This window comes from Vagococcus silagei (assembly GCF_004795745.1).
GTDB lineage: Bacteria > Bacillota > Bacilli > Lactobacillales > Vagococcaceae > Vagococcus > Vagococcus silagei.
The window spans coordinates 35,454-55,940 of sequence record NZ_SDGV01000024.1; the positions used below are offsets into that span (position 1 = coordinate 35,454).

General features: G+C 32.4%; 19 protein-coding genes. 11 read left to right on the forward strand and 8 right to left on the reverse strand.

All coding sequences use genetic code 11. From position 1 onward, the window contains the following. Window positions 1–124: 124 nt before the first annotated feature. The 4 genes from ESZ54_RS10600 to ESZ54_RS10615 form a co-directional block, all read right to left on the reverse strand. Window positions 125–1,666 carry a GIY-YIG nuclease family protein gene (locus ESZ54_RS10600; protein ID WP_136137630.1) on the reverse strand — a complete coding sequence of 514 codons (1,542 nt, stop codon included), beginning with the start codon at window positions 1,664–1,666 and terminating at the stop codon, window positions 125–127. Window positions 1,667–1,804: 138 nt separating this feature from the next. Further along, window positions 1,805–2,536 (reverse strand): amino acid ABC transporter ATP-binding protein, encoded by a 732-nt coding sequence (locus ESZ54_RS10605; RefSeq protein WP_136137631.1) that lies wholly within the window; start codon window positions 2,534–2,536, stop codon window positions 1,805–1,807. A 12-nt stretch (window positions 2,537–2,548) separates the two neighbouring features. Beyond that, complete coding sequence (locus ESZ54_RS10610; protein WP_136137632.1) at window positions 2,549–4,183, reverse strand: ABC transporter substrate-binding protein/permease; 1,635 nt, start codon at window positions 4,181–4,183, stop codon at window positions 2,549–2,551. A gap of 368 nt (window positions 4,184–4,551) precedes the next feature. Beyond that, on the reverse strand, window positions 4,552–5,034 hold the full coding sequence (locus tag ESZ54_RS10615) for a GNAT family N-acetyltransferase (RefSeq protein ID WP_136137633.1): 483 nt from the start codon (window positions 5,032–5,034) through the stop codon (window positions 4,552–4,554). Between the two features lie 94 nt (window positions 5,035–5,128). Between ESZ54_RS10615 and ESZ54_RS10620 the strand changes: the two genes are divergently transcribed. Then, a complete protein-coding gene (locus ESZ54_RS10620) occupies window positions 5,129–5,557 on the forward strand; it encodes a MarR family winged helix-turn-helix transcriptional regulator (protein WP_136137634.1) in 429 nt (142 codons plus the stop codon). A gap of 476 nt (window positions 5,558–6,033) precedes the next feature. Continuing rightward, a complete protein-coding gene (locus ESZ54_RS10625; RefSeq protein ID WP_136137635.1) occupies window positions 6,034–6,675 on the forward strand; it encodes a TetR/AcrR family transcriptional regulator in 642 nt (213 codons plus the stop codon). A 91-nt stretch (window positions 6,676–6,766) separates the two neighbouring features. On the opposite strand, the gene ESZ54_RS10630 is transcribed toward ESZ54_RS10625, so the two are convergent. Together ESZ54_RS10630 and ESZ54_RS10635 are read right to left on the reverse strand one after the other, a co-directional pair. Continuing rightward, window positions 6,767–7,210 carry an NUDIX hydrolase gene (locus ESZ54_RS10630; RefSeq protein ID WP_136137636.1) on the reverse strand — a complete coding sequence of 148 codons (444 nt, stop codon included), beginning with the start codon at window positions 7,208–7,210 and terminating at the stop codon, window positions 6,767–6,769. Between the two features lie 65 nt (window positions 7,211–7,275). After that, on the reverse strand, window positions 7,276–8,664 hold the full coding sequence (locus tag ESZ54_RS10635) for a pyridoxal phosphate-dependent decarboxylase family protein (protein WP_136137637.1): 1,389 nt from the start codon (window positions 8,662–8,664) through the stop codon (window positions 7,276–7,278). Window positions 8,665–8,790: 126 nt separating this feature from the next. Between ESZ54_RS10635 and ESZ54_RS10640 the strand changes: the two genes are divergently transcribed. Both ESZ54_RS10640 and ESZ54_RS10645 read left to right on the forward strand, forming a co-directional pair. Then, the gene (locus ESZ54_RS10640; protein WP_162615171.1) at window positions 8,791–9,687 is read left to right on the forward strand and encodes a LysR family transcriptional regulator; all 897 of its coding nucleotides are present in this window, start codon (window positions 8,791–8,793) and stop codon (window positions 9,685–9,687) included. 142 nt (window positions 9,688–9,829) lie between these two features. Beyond that, window positions 9,830–10,546: a YebC/PmpR family DNA-binding transcriptional regulator gene (locus ESZ54_RS10645; RefSeq protein WP_136137639.1), complete on the forward strand. Its 717-nt coding sequence runs from the start codon at window positions 9,830–9,832 to the stop codon at window positions 10,544–10,546. Between the two features lie 239 nt (window positions 10,547–10,785). On the opposite strand, the gene abc-f is transcribed toward ESZ54_RS10645, so the two are convergent. After that, on the reverse strand, window positions 10,786–12,258 hold the full coding sequence (gene abc-f, locus ESZ54_RS10650; protein ID WP_136137640.1) for a ribosomal protection-like ABC-F family protein: 1,473 nt from the start codon (window positions 12,256–12,258) through the stop codon (window positions 10,786–10,788). Between the two features lie 356 nt (window positions 12,259–12,614). Here abc-f and ESZ54_RS10655 point away from each other — a divergent pair, with 356 nt between their 5' ends. The 3 genes from ESZ54_RS10655 (at window position 12,615) to ESZ54_RS10665 (ending at window position 14,619) form a co-directional block, all read left to right on the forward strand. Beyond that, entirely contained in the window at window positions 12,615–13,019 is a 405-nt protein-coding gene (locus ESZ54_RS10655) for a YbaN family protein (RefSeq protein ID WP_136137641.1), read from the forward strand. A 75-nt stretch (window positions 13,020–13,094) separates the two neighbouring features. Further along, the gene (locus ESZ54_RS10660) at window positions 13,095–13,880 is read left to right on the forward strand and encodes a DUF3800 domain-containing protein (RefSeq protein WP_136137642.1); all 786 of its coding nucleotides are present in this window, start codon (window positions 13,095–13,097) and stop codon (window positions 13,878–13,880) included. 190 nt (window positions 13,881–14,070) lie between these two features. Continuing rightward, window positions 14,071–14,619 carry a DNA-3-methyladenine glycosylase I gene (locus ESZ54_RS10665; RefSeq protein WP_204249547.1) on the forward strand — a complete coding sequence of 183 codons (549 nt, stop codon included), beginning with the start codon at window positions 14,071–14,073 and terminating at the stop codon, window positions 14,617–14,619. A 55-nt stretch (window positions 14,620–14,674) separates the two neighbouring features. On the opposite strand, the gene ESZ54_RS10670 is transcribed toward ESZ54_RS10665, so the two are convergent. Continuing rightward, entirely contained in the window at window positions 14,675–15,496 is an 822-nt protein-coding gene (locus ESZ54_RS10670; protein WP_136137644.1) for a DUF6681 family protein, read from the reverse strand. Between the two features lie 275 nt (window positions 15,497–15,771). On the opposite strand from ESZ54_RS10670, the gene ESZ54_RS10675 reads away from it, so the two are divergent. From ESZ54_RS10675 to ESZ54_RS10690, 4 genes are all read left to right on the forward strand, one after another. Further along, a complete protein-coding gene (locus ESZ54_RS10675; protein ID WP_136137645.1) occupies window positions 15,772–16,425 on the forward strand; it encodes a YfbR-like 5'-deoxynucleotidase in 654 nt (217 codons plus the stop codon). A 74-nt stretch (window positions 16,426–16,499) separates the two neighbouring features. After that, window positions 16,500–17,576 carry a site-2 protease family protein gene (locus tag ESZ54_RS10680; protein WP_136137646.1) on the forward strand — a complete coding sequence of 359 codons (1,077 nt, stop codon included), beginning with the start codon at window positions 16,500–16,502 and terminating at the stop codon, window positions 17,574–17,576. A 92-nt stretch (window positions 17,577–17,668) separates the two neighbouring features. Further along, complete coding sequence (locus ESZ54_RS10685) at window positions 17,669–18,625, forward strand: LacI family DNA-binding transcriptional regulator (protein ID WP_136137647.1); 957 nt, start codon at window positions 17,669–17,671, stop codon at window positions 18,623–18,625. A gap of 173 nt (window positions 18,626–18,798) precedes the next feature. After that, window positions 18,799–20,463 carry a glycoside hydrolase family 13 protein gene (locus ESZ54_RS10690; protein ID WP_136137648.1) on the forward strand — a complete coding sequence of 555 codons (1,665 nt, stop codon included), beginning with the start codon at window positions 18,799–18,801 and terminating at the stop codon, window positions 20,461–20,463. The last annotated feature ends 24 nt before the right edge of the window (window positions 20,464–20,487 follow it).

The window sequence follows — 20,487 nt, forward strand, 5'->3', positions numbered from 1 at the left end:
CCTTAAGCCTAAAAATAAAGAAAAACGTATCAAATCCATTTTCAAAAATGCCGATTTGATGCGTTTTCTTTTTTATTAAACTGTTATTTTCGACTAACAAAACTACTTATGAGTCAGTCTCTCATTATTTTAAGTTTTGATTTTCAAGGATTGAGATCGATTGTTTGAAGTCCTCGGCAAACATGGTTCTTGTAAAAAACGCCGTTGGATCAATTGCATTGACTAAATCTTCCATTTCTTCAATCGTTGCGTGGAAGAAATTTTTTTGTGAATTGATTTGATTGACCCGTTGGTTTTTAAGACGTTCATGCAATGCGCGTTCTAACTTTACAGCATTTTCACTAAAAATAATAGCATGTATATCAAATCCAAATGGCAACGAATCATTTTCTAATTGTTCAATGTATTGTCTAGGATCGAGCGAGCGGGTAACGCCAATTTTAAAGATATTCTCGCCAAATGAACCAACATTTGAGATGACATAAACATAGCCGGCTTGTCCGCGAGATAGGATACGTAATTCTTCTCTTTTTTGGAGAATAAGATTTAATTGACGCCCGTTTAATCGAAGATTTTCTTCAAGTTTTGCCAATTTTTCTGAATCGTGTTCATGTTCGCGTCTTTCTTTAATGCGATCCATTTCTAAGAGATAACGTGCCTCATCTCGGTCTAAAGCTTTTCGTTCTAAATCAATCGCTTCTTGTTCTGCAGCTTCTTCTTGGATTTGTTTTTTCAAGAATTTATTTTCAGCTTTTTCTTGTTTTAATTTTAGATAATACTTGTATTCTATTTCGACAAGTTCTAAATATAAAGGTTCAAGCTCAGCAGTAAACCGAGTTAATATCGGAACTAATCTTTGGTTATTCTCTCCAGTAATGATTTGGTATTTTCGAAAGACTTCTTTAATTTTTCCTTTTGTTTCATTTAAAGTTAACTCGGTTAAATTATAAAGTATCAGTTGTAATTCAGCTTGTAGGCCGATAATCATTAAACGGTAGAGGGTAAGTTGATTTAAGTTGGTGTAGTTAACCTTGTAGTGTTCCACAGTATGATTAATTTCTTGTCTCGTTAAATTCGCAAGATTTTTTAGTTCTTTTGATTGATAAGCATGTAAAGGCAACTTGATAATCGTATCTAAAGCACCATCTAAACGCATAAAGAAAGCAGCGTGTTCGATTTGTTCTTCTAACGAGTGAAAATCTGTTGTTTCGAATTTTTCTTTAAAACGGGTCAGGCCGACAATGTCACCTTTAAAACGCCTTGCTTGGGTTAAATATTCATCCACTTCTTCTTTAAGAAAAATTTTTTCTTTATCTAAACGTTCAAGCTCGTTTTTAGACTCAGAAATTGATTCAAGTAGTTCACTTAATTCAAGTGTACTTTTATTTTTTAAATTTAGTGCTGCTTGCTCAGCTTCATTTAGGTAAAAATCTTTAGCAGCTTTAGTTTCTTGATCTAAATTTTCACGGATATTCTGAATCGTTTCTTCGCGATCCTCGATTAATTTATTTAAAGCATGCAGTGCTTGTTTTTTATTGAGTAATTCCAACTTAAGCTTTCTAAGTTCATCTTGATGGCGGTATTTCTTTTGTTTAAAATCCCTAGATTCATTTTCAATCGTTTCATTAAGTTGAGAAAGCTCCTTAACTTTATCAAATAACCCCATTTGAGAGATACCTCCTTTTTATCATCATTCCTAGTATACTATAAATTTAGATTTTCTGTTATTGATTTTGATTATTTGCCTAAACAAAAAAACACAGAACGTTAAAAACGCCCTGTGATAAGATTGAAAACAGATGTTCTAGTTAAATACGTTTATAAATTGTTTTGTTCTTTCGTGTTTGGGATGATTAAAAATTTCGTCAGCTGAGCCGGATTCCAAAATAGTACCTTGATCAATAAAGAGAACTTGATCTGAGACTTGTTTGGCAAATTTCATCTCATGAGTGACGAGAATAAGTGTTGTTTTTTGGTGAGCAATTTGTTGAATTAAATCTAAAATTCCAGAAACCATTTCCGGATCGAGCGCTGAAGTAGGTTCATCAAAGAGAATTACATCAGGTTCAATTGCAAGCGCGCGAGCAATACCGACACGTTGTTGTTGTCCACCAGATAATTGAGAAGGGTAGTAGTCCATTCTTTCTTCCATGCCCACAAGCTTTAAGAATTTTTCAGCCTGTCGTTTTGCCTCAGAATTACTCATTTTTTGGACTTGAGTTAAGGCTTCAGTGACATTTTCTAATGCTGTTTTCCGTGAGAAAAGAGCATAATTTTGAAAGACCATGGCTGTTTTTTTTCGAATGGATAGAATATCTTTTTTTGTGATTGTTTCAACATCGAATTCTTCATTATCAAATTGAATAATTCCTTTATCAGCAGGTTCAAGAAAATTAATCGATCTAAGTAAAGTCGACTTTCCCGAACCACTTGAGCCAATGATTGAAAGGACATCACCAGTTTTTATTTCAAAATTGATATTTTGTAGTACTTGATTATCTTTATATGATTTTGACCAGTTTGTAATTTTTAACATCGTTTTGCTCCTTTATTTGTGGTGGTCTAAAGTTAAACCTTTACTTAATTTTTTTTCTAACCGATTTACTAGATGTTCAATAGCGATACAAATAACCCAGTAAATTAAGGCAACAGCTATATAAGCTTCAAAGAAACGTAAATTTGCCCCACCAATAATTCGGGCTTGTCCCATAATTTCGATGACAGTAACCGTGAAGGCCAGTGATGTCCCTTTTAGCAAACTAATAATACTATTTCCTAAACTTGGTGTAGCGACAAGAAGTGCCGATGGAAGAATAATTCTACGCATGATTTGTCCACCCGTCATACCAATTGAGCGAGCAGCTTCAATTTCTTTCTTATCGACAGATAATATAGCAGCTCGGAATGTTTCTGAAGTATAAGCAGCTTCGTTTAAACCAAGAGCAATAAAAACATACAAGATTGCCGGAATATTATTTACATTAATTGCTAGGGTAAAATGTTGACTAATGCTTTCCATGACTAGTGGTAAACCGTAGAAAGCTAGAAATAATTGGATCAATTGCGGTGTGCCGCGCATGAATGAAACAAAGAGTGTTAATATTTGAGATAGCACCGGAATTTTTTTGATTTTGGCTAGTGAAATTAAGAAGCCTAATATAAGACCAATAATAGCTGAAATAACAGTGATAATAATTGTAATGGGTAATTTTTTTAATAAGTCCTTAATAATTCCAGGAATAATTTCAGGAGCAAAAAGTTTACCATCTTTACTATTTTGTGACTTTGTTTTTGTTTCTTTTTCTGTCCCACGTAATTTTTGATCAACGAAATCATTTTGTTTAATTATTTCTGGTGTTAATTTTGTATTATCTTCACCTAAAAATTCAATACTCAACGTTTTTAAGGAGCCATCTTGGCGATATTTTTCAATTTGTCGATCTAACCGATCTCGCAAAGCTAAATTATCTTTAGCGAAAATGAAATATGAACCAGGAGGTCGAATCGCTTCCTCATCTTGAATTGGGTGTGATTGTAATTCAATTCCAAAAGTTTTTTGCACATCGTTTAAGTATGTAGTAGCATAAATCGTCGCGTCAAATTTGCCTGAATGGACATCTCTAATAATTTGTGATGGATCTGAATCGACGTATTTAATGACAACTTTTTCATTAGGATGATCTTTGTTCCATGCTTCTAAAAATTGTGATTGTGGAGAAGAGGGCACTACACCAAACGTTTTTTCTTTTAAATCTGCAAGCGTCAAATCTTTTTTATGACCTTGTTTTGTGATTAACACATTATGAGTCATCACATATGGATATTTTGAAAAGAGATATTTTTCTCGGCGTTCTTTTGCCTCGCCAAGATTATTTGCAACAAGGTCAAATTTATTTGAATCGAGACCAGCAAAGAGGGATGCAAACTCGGTGATTTCATATTTGAATTCTATATCACCAAGATCTTGTTCAATTTTATTTAATAGTTCAATTTCAAAACCGGTTAATTTATTCTGACCATCGAAGTAATTCAAAGGTTTAGTTTGACCAGATGTTCCAACAACAATAGTCTCTTTAGCTTCAACTTGAATTGTTTGTTGGCTTAACAAGATGGCTAACGTACAAAAAATGATACTTAAACTGATGAGTATTGATTTAAATTTTGACTGCTTTAACTTTTCCATTTTATTCACCTCATAAAAAATTATATAAAAAAACGACGACAATAGATTTACTAAACCTAATGTCGTCGTATCAATGTGAAAGAAAGAAAAACAATATATCTATCCATAATCATTACCTACATTAGATTTAGTCATCTATGTAGGCATTGTAAAAATTGCTCTCCATAGATACAAACACGTTCCCGGTTTGCATCTATTTTAAAATGCAAACACTATCTATAAAAAGCATAATAATAGTTATTAAAGGCAATATTTTTTACTTGATTTTGGATATTCATTGTTTTTCCTCCTCTTTTAGATGTTGAAATTATAGTACACAGATAAATTTGATTTGTCAACTGACAAAATTTGAAATTCAATTTTTTTGCTTAAAATCGGTCAAGTCGTTTAACCATCCAAAGATTCATTGAGCCATGCGAAGTATCAACTAATGGTTGCTCCAACTGCTTGAATCCAAACTGTTCATATAATTTATGGGCGGCTTCAAGTTCAGTGTGTGTTTCAAGATAACAGCTTAAATAATATTCTTTTGCGTAGGAGAGGGCGTAGGTCATCAATTTTTTTGACAAACCTTGTCCTTGAAACTCTTTTTTGAGATATAATTTTTGAAGTTCGCATGTTTCCGGAACATCGTTTAGTGTATCAATTCCAATCCCGCCGATGATTTCTTTGCCTTTTAGCATTACCCAATATTGACTATGTTTTCTGTTTTGGTAATATTCAAATAAATAATCCAATTGAGGATCAAAATATGCTGTGCCAGGTTGATTAAAGCCTAACTCTTCAAGACTAGTTCTAATAATTTTTGCAACCTCAGGGTTATCATGAGGTTCGATTTTTCTTATTCGCATGGTATCCTCCTTAATAGTTGACATAAGCAACTAATTAGTATAAGTTTAATTTAATCTAAATAATTGATTTTGTCAACTAACTAGGAGTAGGAAAATGAACCAACAAATTATTCAAGCAATACGTGAATTTAATCGTCAGTATGTTCTAATACTTGGACTCTTAAATACATCACTTAAAAATTCTTCATATAGTTTACTTGAAGCTCGAATTTTATTTGAAATTGATGCAAAAGAAAACTGTGTTGCTAGTGAGATTGCGACAAGATTGAGAATTGATAGGGGATATTTAAGTCGTATCATAAAAAAATTAATCGAACTCGAATTGGTTGTAAGAAAAAATGATCCACAAGACCAAAGAAGAGGGTTACTGGCACTAACCAAAAAAGGAGCCGAAGAATTAGCAAAAATTAACAAAGAGAGTGATAAAAATATTTACGAGATGTTTTGTGATTTTTCGATTGATGAATTAGAAATGATTACTGAAACGATGTCGTTAATACAAAAGAAAACGGGATCAAAATGAGTATGATAGATATAATTTAACATTAGGTAAGTTTGTGAAAGTTTTCTTGATTTTATTTGAGTGTGGGTGTATATTTCTATTAGGATGTTCAAAAGAGATGATATTTTAATAGAACGATGAGTCTTGGATTAAGTCTAATTATAAATGATAAATTTAGTGATTATAAAACGCTAAGTTTTTATCATTAAAAAATTGGTCTTGTCCATTTTTTTATTTAGTCTGAATAATAACTTTTGTTTATAAAAGGATATCTTTATTTAAAATCGTTATTAAATAAACTATTAGCATAATTTTGCTAGTGTTTCGTAACACTATTTATTTATTGGACGTTTTTATATAAATAGACCATTTATACGGTTTGTTCTATTGTAAACAAACACTTTTTCTGATATAAGTAAAGATATAAAATTCTTTTTATTGAGAATTTTAGATTTTTATTAACTAACAAAATAACATTTGTTAGAGAGGGGATCGAAATGGGACGAAAAAGAAATCCTGAAAAGTCAAAGCAATTAATCTTAGATGTATCAAGAACTCTATTTTTAGAAAAGGGTTTTGATGAAACATCAATTCAAGATATTATTGATGAGCTTGGTGGATTAACAAAAGGTGTCATCTATCATTATTTTGATTCAAAAGCTGACATTTTAGCAACAATTTTGAATGAAAATAGTGATAACGTGAAGAAGTATGAAATTGAAGGGCAGAACGGGTTTGATAAAATTCAGAATCTCTTGAAAAACTCGTTTGGCAATAATGAATGTCAGGATTTTTGTTTTATGGCGAGAATTACTTCAGGTAGCGCAGAAGTTTTAGGCAACCGCTTTCATTATCATTTTAATTATTTTGAACCAATTATTAATAATTTAGTTATTGAGGGCGTTCAAGATGGCTCTATCAACACGGATTATCCAAATGAAGTAGCGGAATTATCAGTATTATTAATAAAGATTTGGTTAAGCAGTGAAGTAAATGATCGAACAGAACTTGAACTTTGTCGACGTGTATCCTTTATTAGATTAACACTTGATACGATTGGTGTACCGTTAATTTCAGACGAAATTGAAAACCAGATGAATTACTTTTTTAGGGTGTTAAAAACTGAGGAAGTATATTAAATAAAACAGACAAGATATTTCAACCCTTTAACCTAGTTTTTAATACTAGCTTAAAGGGTTTTTAGATGTCCTCAGTTATTTTCATGTGAATTTATTCTTTACAGATACTATGACTAATTGAATCTTGTTCGTTTAAAATAATGTCATTTAAAACTTTAGGTTTTAGATCTTTAAGTTCAGAAGCCGCTAACCATTTATAATCCAATTGTTCTTCAGTTTCAAAGTTAATAAGAGAATCACCATCAAAATCTACCGAATAAATGAAGATGATTTGATGGTAGGGTTTTTCTTTAAACATAAAAATATTTTCAACAGTCCCAATAAATTTATTAATTTTAACCCTCAAATTAGTTTCTTCACGGAATTCACGAATCACTGCATCAGCCGAAGTTTCATTGGTTTTTATTGCTCCTCCGGTTAAGGTTTGAGTACCATCCTCTTCAATAGAAACATAATACTTGTTATGATATTTTAAAATCCCACAGGCACGAATATCGACAGAAGTATCTCCAATTGTTGTTCTAAAATCAGGCATAATCAAATCCTCCTAAAAAAATAAGTTGCTCTTATTATCATAAGGCAACTTATCCAATCCGTATACTATTTAACTTGATCTAAAACAATTTGATTTAAATCATTAATTGTTTTTTCAATGTCTTGGTGTTTAGTTAATGGTGAGAGCGTACACATTCTTAAAACAGTAACACCATTTAATTTTGTTGTGAGTACTTGTGCATAGCCAGTGCTAGTCATTTTTTCAGAAAGCATGGTATTGATCGCATTTAATTCTTCTTCAGTATGTTTGTCATCAAAATATCTAAAGTTAATTATTGCTGTTTGAGCTGGGGTAACAATTTGCCAATGGTTTGCTTTTTTCACTTGTACCTCAGTATATTCAGCAAGTTCAATTCCATAATCAATTTGTTCGCCAATTTTTTTAGTTCCTAATGTTTGTATCGTTAACCAAAGTTTTACACCACGGGCTGGGCGCGAAAGTTCGATTCCTAAATCCCAAAAATCAGTACGATCAGCTTGATGTGCGTCATCTAAATATTCTGGTTGGTCGCTAAAACTATGTAACAAGGATGAACGATTTTTTACAAGTAGCATGGCACAAGAATAAGTTTGGAATAACCATTTATGAGCATCCCAAGTAATACTATCTGCCAATTCTAAGCCATCAACTAAATGGCGATTTTCATTAGAAAGTAGGAGTGACGCTCCGAACGCACCATCAATATGTAGCCAAAGATTATATTCTTCAGCTAACTCTGCAAGTTCTTTTAGTGGATCAATTACACCAGCATTTGTAGTACCAGCAGTTCCGATAATTAGGAATGGTTTTAAACCGTTAGCAAGATCTTTGTTGACTTGTGTAGTTAAGTCTTCGGGAATTATTTTTAAGTTTTCATCTGTTTTTAAGCGACGGATGCGTTCTTCTGGAATACCGATAACATGGAGTGCCTTATTCACACTGTGATGTGCTTGATTTGATATATAGGCAATTCCTTTATTAATATCATCTGCTTTTAATTTACTATCGCGTGCGGCGATGGCAGCAGTTAAGTTGGCACTTGAACCGCCAGAAACAAAGATTCCACTAGATTCTTCAGAATATCCTGCTTGTTCACAAAGCCAATTAATTAGAGCATGTTCAATACTTGCAGTTCCAGAACTTGGATACCAACCACATGCATTTGGATTGTAAAATAAATTGACTAAATCACCTAATTTTGAGACTTCTTCAATTGGTGCTGGAATAAATGCGAAATTGCGAGGGTGTTCCCCGACACTTCTGTTTGGATATACTTTGTGTCTTAACACATCAATCATCTCTTCAACTGGTTTTCCTTCTTCCGGAAAATCAAGATTTGAAAGTTCCACAAATGTATTTTGCTCTACCAATTGGATGGCAGGCATTTCTTCATAATTGTGATCCTCACGATAATAATCTTCAATAAACTGTGTCATATAATCCTTAATTTCCATGATGTTCCCCCTAATATATAATTGAAATTTTCTATCACATATTGTAGCATGGATTTGAGATTAAAAAAATTCAACATTTTCATTGAATGTATTAATATTTTTAATAAAGGAGTAAAGTGGTATCAAATGGAATTAAATCAGATAAAAACATTTATTAAAGTCGCACAACTTTTAAGTTTTTCTAATGCCGCTGAAGAATTGGGTTATTCGCAATCAGCAGTTACTATTCATATCCAATTATTGGAAAAAGAATTAGGTGTGAGTTTATTTGATCGAATTGGAAGAAAGGTACATCTATCAGAATCAGGACATGTTTTTTTGAATGATGCGTTAATGATTGTCAATTCGGTTGAACAAGCAAAGTTAAAAATTAAGGAACCTGAAAGCCCATCTGGTACTTTAAGAATTGGGACTGTGGAGTCATTGTCAACTGTCATTTTGCCACCAATTTTATTGGAACTACATCAGCGGTATCCAAAGATTAAGACTATCATTTCAAATGGAACAACCCCTCAATTAGAGAAACAATTAAAAAATCATGAAATTGATTTATTATTGACACTTGATTATCCAATTTATGGTCAAGAATGGATAAAACTTTTTGAAAAAGAAGAGGAAAGTATTTTTATTGGGTCAAAATCTTGGATTAGTCAACTCTCCGAGGAGCCAACGTTATCCGAAATTATTTCTAAGCCATTTATTTTAACTCAAGGTGGTGCGAGTTATCGGAAAGAATTAGAACTTCTTTTAGCATCGCAAAACTTAACAATCATTCCTCAATTAGAAATTTCTAATCCTGAAACAATTCTAAACTTATTAGACCGGGGCTTTGGTTTTTCATTTCTACCCAAATTTTTGGTAACGATTAGTCAAAATATGGAAGGAATTGATTGGATAGATTATGAAGTACCTGCTTCTACGATCAAAGTACAATTGATTAAGCATCAAAATAAGCAAATGACAGTTGCAATGCAAACATTTTATGATTTATTTATCGCAAGTTATGAGAAGGAAATCGAGTAAAAAGATTATTTACTATGTTTTTTTAGTTAATTGCTTATTATTGAGCAAAGTTAAAAATAATTCTTCACATTCTTGTGTTTGACGAGTATAATTAAGCAGGATATTTTAATGATAAAAAGAAAATTGAAAGTGAAGTGAGACTATGGGACGTAAATGGGCAAATATTGTCGCTAAAAAAACAGCGAAAGACGCAAACAACAGCCGTATTTATGCGAAATTCGGAATTGAAATTTATGCAGCAGCAAAATCAGGTGAGCCTGACCCGCACTCAAATCAAAAACTTCGTTTCGTAATTGAACGTGCTAAAACATATAACGTGCCGAAACATATTATCGACCGTGCAATTGATAAAGCAAAAGGTTCTGGCGATGAAACTTATACTGAAAATAGATATGAAGGTTTTGGACCAAATGGGTCAATGATTATCGTTGATACTTTAACAAACAACGTGAACCGTACAGCATCAGATGTTCGGGCTGCATATGGAAAAAACGGCGGAAACATGGGTGTTTCTGGCGCAGTATCTTATTTATTTGATAACACTGCAATCTTTGGCTTTGCTGGTGAAGACGCAGACGCATATCTTGAATATTTAATGGAAGAAGATATTGATGTGCGAGATGTTGTTGAAGAAGAAGGTCAAATCATTGTCTATGGTGAATCAACTGAATTTCACAATATTCAAGAAGCATTGAAGTCTAAAGGAATTACAGAATTCTCTGTAGCTGAAATTCAAATGTTACCGCAAAGCGAAATCACATTGACTGGTGATGATCTAGCTCAATTTGAAAAATTAATTGATGTTTTAGATGAATTGGATGACGTTCAACATATTTTCCATAACGTTGAATTAGACTAAGACATTAGGAAACTTAAACTAATATTTCAATCCTATTATTATTAAAACAAGCCCAATTTATCGAATTATTATCGATAAATCGGGCTTGTATTTTGTATAAGTTGATATTTTTGATAATGCTCAGCCCAAACCGCTCAAAGCACCACCTTGATAGACGGGTTCCGTAGACTGAGATTCAGCAATAAGCTAATCGCTCGAATCTGACAAAACCCGTCAGTTTCGCCCGCTTATCTTATTGTTCATCTCAAGCCGCCTAGCACCACCTTTTTTAGTGCTACTGTTTTGGTGGCGATTTTTTCTGAGAAGTATTGGTCGTGTTCGATAAAAAGCAAGGTTGGATTATAGGTTTCGATACTTTGCATGATTTGTTCTTGATTGAAGATATCTAGATAATTGAGTGGTTCATCCCAAAGGTATAATTCTGCAGCTGTTAGCATTGAACGAGAGAGTTCGACTTTTTTTTGTTGCCCCAAACTCAATTGTTCAATGGGTGTTTCAAAACTTTGCCTTTCAATGCCTAGCTTTTTTAGAGCAGTTAATAAATTTGTATAGTCGATTTTTTTCTCAACAGCAAAATCTTTTAAAAAACCAGTATGAATTTGGAAATTTTGTGTTAATAAATCAAGTATCGTATTATTTGCTAATGTCATAGTTCCAGTTGTAAAATATTTTTCTGGATTTAAGAGATAGTCAAAAAATGTAGATTTTCCAATGCCGTTTGCACTGGTTAAACAAACCCGTTCACCTTGTTGCAGTTCAAAACTTATTGGCTCAAATAGATAGTTTCCTTCTGTGAAACCTAAACTGAAATCTTCAACTTTTAAAATTGGGTTTTTATGATTAAAGATGGGGTTCATCCCTATTGGTGTCGTACTTTCTTGATTATTTAAAAGTGCCTTTTTTTCTTCAGCGTGTTTTTCTTGTCGTTGTGAAATTGCTTTTGAGCGTTTCATTAAACGAGCTGAAATATTACGGCCGTGAGCATTTTCTTCTCGTAAGTTTCCCCAATCTTGTTTTTCTTTGGCGGTTTGACTTAGTCTTGTAATTTCCTTTTTTAATTTTTGGTCTTGTTTTTGTTCCAAACGATCCTGAAGCTCTTTTTGTTCTTCATAGATTTCGTATTTTCCTTGATATAAATTAACCTGCTCGCGTTCAATTGCTAACGTATGGTCAGTGACTTCATTTAAGAATTGTCGATCGTGACTAATGACGATGAATCCTTCTTTTTTTTGTTTTAAATAATTTGCAATATGTTGTCGACTAGTGATATCTAAATGATTAGTTGGTTCATCAATTAAAGGAAAGGCATCGGTTTTAAGGAAAACTAGCGCTAATAATAGTTTTGTTTGTTCTCCACCAGAAAGGGACGAGAATGGGCGCCATAAAACTTCAGGATCCAGTGAAAGTAATTGACATTCTTTTTCAATTTCCCATTGTTCAAATTCTTCTATTTCGTCAATACAGTAGATTGCTAAATTATCAGGATTCGAAATTTTTGCAGGAAAGTATGCGAATTGTTTTTGGTGTATGATTGATCCAGTATAGTCAAATTCATTTAATAATAAGTTGAAAAAGGTGGTTTTTCCACGTCCGTTACGACCAACTAATCCAAGTTTCCATTGATCATCAATATGTAATGATACATTTTCAAATAGATTTTCTTGCAATTGGCTAAATCCAAAGCATAAGTTTTTAATTTCAATTTTTGACATGAGTGATTCCTCCAGTAATTAAAAAGACCACTACCTTTACAGTAATGGCCTAAAATTGCAGTATTGTGTCAAAATTAAATAAACATAAAATTGATTGAGTCACATTACCTACTGTCATAAGCCATTTTATAAAGGTTGCATCTTTTTTGATAAATGAATTATTAAAAAGTGCAAGGTATATAAACGACTTAGTTGTTCAATAGATTGTTCCTCCTCGAAAATTTGATAGTGTTAGTATAAGGTCATTTTTTTAATATTGCAAGCGAAAAATCTATTATTTAATAATTTAACGTGATTTGCAATGAGAATTTTTTTCATTTAAACTAGTATATGAACTGAAACAGAGGGGGTTGAGCATGAAAAAATTTATTTATTTTATTTTCGGTGGGGTTACATTTATCTTAGGAACAATTGGTATTTTTTTACCAATCTTGCCAACGGTTCCTTTTTACTTAGCTAGTGGTTTCTTTTGGGTAAGAAGTAGTGATCAAGCCTATCAATTTTTACTTTCAAATAAGTGGTATCAACAATATGTAACTGAATGGCTGGTAAAAAGAAAAATGACGGTAAGGCAACGGATTCAGATATTACTAATTTTATTTGTCTTGTTAGCAATTCCATTTATAGCAGTTCCTAATACTTGGATGAGATTAGTTTTGGGGTGTGTTTTTATTGGCCATTGTATCTTTTTTATTTTCTTTTTTGATAAAAAAAGGACTCGTCAAAAAATAAGTAGTGAAAATAAGATATTTTTTAGATGAATCAACCTTTCGATTAAATTGCTAAATTGGTAAAAATTCATTAAAATATAGTGGAGACAGTGATAGGAGAATAAAATGAAAAAATATACATTATATCTTGATGAAAGTAATGCTTATAATGCAAAGACGAAAGATAATGTGCTTTGTGTAGCTGGTGTCATTATCCCAGATAATTTAACGTTTAAAATTAAAACAGAGATCAATCAAATCAAAAAAGATCACTTAAAAAATGTCGATATTCCATTTCATGAACAAGAAATTCGAGAAGTAAATAATAGACGAACGAAAGACCCAAAAGTTAAAGAGTTTATGTATTATCGTAGTAATGGGAACTGTCGTGAGTTGTATAAACGTTTAGGAAATATTTTTGAAGAAAATGATTTAAAGGTGATGGGGGTTTGTATCGATACTGAAGAAATAAAAACAAAGTATAAAACCTCGCAAAAAATTGATGGTTATCGTTCTGCAATTGAATTATTGATGGAGAATTTTACTCAGTTTTTGCTTGTTAATAATGCTAAAGGTAAGATTATTTTAGAGGCACGTAGTTCGGATTCTTTTAGTGATACTTCAAGTGATGTACTTGTTCAAACAAAGTATTATTTTGTTATGGCTATGGGAACATCAATGATTCCGGCTACAGATATTCAGAGTCGTCTAACGGGTATCGAATTTATCACTAAAAAAGAAAATAATTATGGCTTGCAGCTAGCTGATTTTGTTCCAAATGGTTTTGCTCGGAAAAGAGTCGGTTTAAAAAATCATGCTATTAATATTTCGGATATTTTAGAACAGCAATTATATGATGGACAGTTAAATGATGCGAAGTCTTTTGGAATGGTTTCAATACCAAATCATTGACAAATGAATGAATTAAAGGTATTATAGAATTGATTTCGGGATTGTTAATTAAGTCAATCTACGGTTGTGTTATTTTGGTTGCGGAGTGTTATTTTTCCATTTTGATATGGTCACTTGCGCTTTTGTTGTGTTTTGAGGCGATCACTAGGTCGTCTCTTTTTTTATCATTTTTTAAGGAGAGAATCAAATGATTAAGAGATGTGATTGGGCAGAGACGAATGAACTTGAAAAGATTTATCATGATGAAGAGTGGGGGATTCCTGTTCATGATGAACAACAACTGTTTGAAATGTTAGTCTTAGAAAGCATGCAGGCGGGATTAAGTTGGACAACAATTCTAAAAAAGAGAGAAACACTTAGAATAGCGTATGATAATTTTGATTACCAACTTATTGCTAATTATGACGAGCAAAAAATTGAAAATTTACTCGCAGACCCTGGAGTAATAAGACATTCTTTAAAAATTAAAGCAACAATTAATAATGCAAAAGCATATCTTAAAATACAAGATGAATTCGGCAGTTTCAATCAGTATCTATGGCAATACGTCGAGGGGCAACCACAAGTTAACCACTGGGCAACAATTCAAGAGGTGCCAGCGTCGACAGAGTTATCTGATAAAATAAGCAAAGATTTAAAAAAACACGGTTTTAAATTTTTAGGAACGACGACAGTGTATGCTTTTTTACAAGCAACAGGAGTTGTGAATGATCATTTGGAGTATTGTTTTAAAGTATAATAAAAGCACCACAATTATAACGATCAATAGTGATGATCAATAATTGTGCTGCTTTTTAATTTTTTCTCTTAAGTCGAATAGTAAGTTCTAAATGATAAGGGCTTCTTCTTTGAATCATCTTGCCGTCATCATTTAATGTTCGATATGTTCCGCCAGAAACGGTAGCTTCAACATCTGAAATATCAAATGTTTCTAACATTTGATTCAACTCTTCACAATGTTCTCTTGGGACATATCCAACTTTAAAATTATCTTTCTCATTATCACCAATATACACAGATAAGATATTTGATTCTGGATTGTTAACATTTTCTTTTTTCACTGTTGCCCAAGGAAGTAGTTCATCTGATAGTTTCCAAATCTTTTCAACATAATTCAATTGATGACAAATTTCCTCATCGTTCATACCGTCGAATGCAAAAAGGAAATAGTCGTCTTGTTTTAAATGATCGATGTACTGTTCTAGATACTGATTTCGTCGCTCTTCTTTACTACCGATAACGTAAGTATTAAAAATATCAAATAAAGGTAGTGGTGGTTCTGGGAACTCGTCGTGCAATAATTCAGGTAGTGTTTCAGATGGGAAAAAACGAGTAGACTCTAAAGAACGAACACTTGAATTTTCTACAACTGTTTTTTTTCTTGCTTTTGGACGACTAGGTCTATTTTTTTCAATTTCTTTTACTTCTTTTTTAATTGGCTTTGTTTTTGGCGTATATAAACTTTCAAATAATAATACCTCTAAAGCAATAACAATTAAGAATAAGCTAGAACTAAACGCCAAGATCTCGTAATTACTTTTTGAAATTGAAAAAATAATTAAAAAAATTGAAAGGCCAAGTGGGAAAAACAACACTCCAAACAACGCATATTTCATTATGTTTCCTCTTTTCTGTTATGCTAATGTATCTATTATAGCAAAAAATGTTGGATAGGTAATCTTTTATATGTAATATTTTACAAAAATAATAAAAATATACAGTTATTCAATTGGGGAATGTCCAATTTATTCTATTGTAACAGAAACGTCGTTCAAATATAGAGTATTTTAAAATGTTTTTATGGTGTCGAATGTGGATGATTGATTATTCTTTTCTTTGACAGATTTTGATAGTGTGGTATGATGTTTAGAAAAACTTAGGAGGGATTTTTATGGGATTAAATGAATTTATTCTTGGATTAAGCAACTTAGAAAAAATTACTAGAGCACCAGGATTCTTTAAGTATACTGAACATACAGTAGCTGCTCATTCGTATCGTGTTGCGTCAATTGCACAAGTGTTGGCTGATATTGAAGTCATGCATGGTTCTCAGGACATTAATTGGAAAAGTCTTTATGAAAAAGCGTTGAATCACGATTATACTGAACGTTTCATTGGTGACATTAAAACACCTGTTAAGTATGCAAATAAAGAATTAAGAGGTATGTTACAAACAGTTGAAGAAAAAATGACGGCAGAATTTATCTCACAAGAGATTCCGTCAGAATTTCAAACAATTTATGAACGTCGTTTACAAGAAGGTAAGGATGAATCTATTGAAGGCCAAATCCTAGCAGTAGCAGATAAAGTTGATTTGCTGTACGAATCATTTGAGGAAATTGTTAAGAACAATCCTGAACCTGTGTATAAAGAGATGTTTATTGAATCAATTCGAACAATAGGTTCTTTTGAACATTTAGTAAGCGTTCAATATTTCTTTAAAACAATTTATCCTGAGCTTGTCGACCGTGATTTTTATGGAAGTGATACTTTTATTGAAGATGTAAACACAATTATAAAAAATGAAACGTCTTTAGTTATTTAAGGACGATAGACCTATTTTTAAGATAACAATTTTGTTATTATGAAAATAGGTCTTTTTTTTAGGGGGAAACAATTGTGCGTATTAAATTAAAATCAATATTAACATTTATTTTATTAATCATAGCAAGTCTACTAATGGGTTATATTTTCGGTAAATCGGAAGTTTTAACGAGCTTAGGTATGTCTGATTTACTGTTATTCTTACTTAGTTTTCCGATTGCTTTTATCCTGCACCTTTTTATTCATGAACTAGGTCATTTAGTTTTTGGGAAAATATCAGGTCTTGATTTTTATAGCTTTCGAATTTTCAAATGGACGTTAATTAAAGAAGATAGCAAAATTAAGGTTAAAGAGCATCGTGTTTCTGGTACATTAGGTCAATGTATTATGACAATTCCGGAAAGTAGTCATGTGTCATTTACATTTTACCTTTTAGGTGGAATACTAATGAATTTTATTCTTAGTATTCTATCATTACTACTGATTAATCAGTTTCCTGTTTTTATCTTTGCATTTTTCATGGTAGGTATTTTAATGATCTTGACGCAAGGAATTCCTCATGGGTTTAACGATGGGATGACTTTGAAGTTACTCGGTCAAAATCAAAGAAATAAAGATTACTTAACAAATCAATTAAATAGCGTGAGTTTACTTGCGGAAGGGAAAACATTCACTGATTTCCCAGCTACTTTTTTTGATGTTGAAATCGAAGCATTGAATGAAAATTATCTTACTCAATTCCAATTTTTTCTGTTAATATCGCGTTTATTTCAAGAAGAAAAATACGAACAAGCTCTGGGACTAATGAATCAAGAATGGGACCGAAAGCAACTCCTAATTCTTCCGTATTATTTGAATTATAAAAAATATTATTTGTTTTTGGCTACACTTCTAAGAGAGCAGTCAGAGCGTTTGGATATGTTGAATCAAGATAAACAGTTAGAAAATTATATGCGAGAAAAATCTGCTGAAAACAAGATGATTGAGGCAACTAAAATTTGGATTAAAGAACTTAATCCTGTTTCTGCACTTGAAAAACTTGATGAAGCCGAGAACTTAATTGTGATTATCCCATATAAGGGAGAGCGTATTTTTATGCAACAAATGATTGATTCAATTAGAAATAAAATATTTATCGATGTTACAATGTAACAAAATTCATGTTTGATAGGCAAAGACTAGCAAAAGAAAAAAAATTAAGTATAATATGAAGCATAAGTGAATATTTTTTTGGAGGGTAATGAATGCCAACTTTATCAGATGTTGCTAAAAAAGCAAATGTATCAAAAATGACAGTTTCACGAGTCATCAATCATCCAGAAAAAGTAACGGATGAGCTAAAAGAACTAGTTTTTAAGGCAATGAAGGATTTAAACTACAAACCAAATGTCGCAGCAAAAGCGTTGGCAAATAATCGAACTCAAGTCATTAAATTCTTCATTTTAGAAGAAATTGATACAACTGAGCCCTATTATATGAATCTTTTGATGGGAATTTCGAAAGAATTGGATCAGCACCAATATTCGTTACAATTAGTGACGGAAAATAGTTTTGATGTTGGCCAGAGTGATGGTTATATTATTACTGGCATGCGTGAAGAAGATTATGAATGGATAGATCGATTGGAAAAACCTTTTGTCTTATTTGGTGAGAATCGTTATGGTTATGATTTTGTTGATACTGATAATTCTCTTGGCACAGAGTTAGCAACTGAGCACGCTTTAGCGATGGGTTACGAACAAATTGTTTTTATTGGCATCGATGTTAAAGAACCTTTTGAGTATTCGAGAGAAGCAGGTTACATTAATACAATGCAAAAGGAACAACGTGTTCCTGAAATCTATCGTTTCAAGAATCGTTCGCGATATTCTTATGAATATATTGTACGTGAATTACATAATTTTAAGAAAAGAACGGCGTTTATTTGTAGCAGTGATCGTCTTGCAATCGGCGTTCAACGAGGCATCCATGAATTGGAAGGGAAAATCCCAACTGAATACGGTGTCGTTGGATTTGACGGTGTCTTTTTAGACCAAATTGCTTATCCAAGATTAACAACTGTAAAACAGCATGTCATTGAGATGGGACGCGCGTGTGCAAGAATGCTGTTAAACAAAATTAAACAGCAAGGTGCACCGCAAGGTAATCAACTTTTTGAACCTGAGTTAGTGATTAGAGAAAGTACTAAAAGTAAAGAATAGCAAAGATATCCAAATACAACCAAGATAGAGTGTTAGACACTAGATCTTGGTTGTTTTTTTTTAGTTAGACAGACAATTTGATTATGTTATCGCTAACAAAGATATTTCAGTTGTTATATGCGCATACATTACCTAAACTATGAGTGAAGTAGGAATGAAAAGGAGGAAAATATATGCAGGATTTATGGTGGGATAATTCGGTTGTCTATCAAATCTATCCAAAAAGCTTTAAAGATACTAATCATGATGGTATTGGTGACATTCGTGGCATTATTGATTCACTAGATTATATTCAATCAATTGGTGTTAATACGCTTTGGTTAAACCCGATTTTTATATCACCACAAATTGATAACGGTTACGATGTTTCGAATTACTATGCAATTGATCCAATCTTTGGTTCATTGGATGATGTAGAAGAATTGATTGAAGAAGCACATAAACGCAATATTAAAATTTTATTTGATCTCGTGCTAAATCATACATCAAGCCAACATCCATGGTTTAAAGAGGCAATTAAAGGACCTGATAATCTTTACCGTGATTATTATCTTTTTGAACCAGCTAAAGAGGATGGGAGTGCACCGAATAACTGGGGATCATTTTTTGGAGGATCTGTTTGGGAAAAAGATCCAAAATACGAAGAGTATTATTTCCATTTATTTGATAAGGAAATGCCTGACTTGAATTGGAAAAATCGTGAAGTGCGAAGAGCAATGTTAGATATCGCATTATTTTGGTTAGACAAGGGAATTGACGGTTTTAGATTGGATGCCTTTATTCATATGGCCAAAGCTGATTTTTCATTAAATGTTGCGAATATTCCAGAAGGTGAGATTTCCTTAGCTGAACCATATTACGCAAACTTACCAGAAGTTGTGACATATTTATCTGAGTTTATTTCAGAACTGAAAAAAGTGAAACCGGATTTATTAGTCATTGGTGAGGCAGCGTCAGCTACACCAGAATTAGCAAAAACTTATATTGGTGATGACCTTTGTCAGACAGTTATCTCATTTGATCATTTTCCTGAAAGAAGAGTTGAGGTAAATGAACTCGTACCAGAAGAATTGCTTCATCGTCAGTTAGATTTTAGGGTGTTTAAACATAAGATGATTGATTGGCAAACAACCTTAGATGAAGATGAATTGCCTTCATTATATTGGAACAACCACGATATGCCACGTGTTGTTTCTCGTTTTGGAAACGATACAACTTATCGAAAAGAAAGTAGTAAATCACTTGCTTGTGCAATGTATTTGTTACGTGGAATACCAGTCATTCTTTATGGAGAAGAGATTGGCATGAAGAATTTAAGAATTGATAATATTGAAACATTCAGTGAACCAAAAGCAATGGGGTATTATGTTCAGTTGTTAGAAAATGGCATCTCTCGGGAAGAGGCGTTAGAAAGACTGACGAACATTAATAAAGAAGCAAGTCGTGGTTCAATGCAGTGGAATGGTCAAGAAAACGGAGGATTTTCTACGACGACACCATGGATGGGTGTTAATGTTGAAACTGAATTTTCAGTTGAGACAGAAAGTGCTGACGATTCATCAGTGTTAGCATTTTATCAAGAGTTATTAAGTTTGAAAAAAACACCACTTTTTACTAAAGGAACTGTCACCTTTGTAGAGAGTCATGATGATACAATCAGTTATTACAGAGAATACAAAGATCAAGAAGCATTTATTATTTGTAACTTAACAGACAATCGAATTGAGTTAGATCAAACATTTTTTGATGACTCAAATTGGAATCAGATTCTAGGCAGCCAAGAAAATTGGAATGGTAAAGAATTGGCTCCATATGATTATTACTGTTTTGTAAAATAAAATTTTAAGAATAAGGGGAACGAA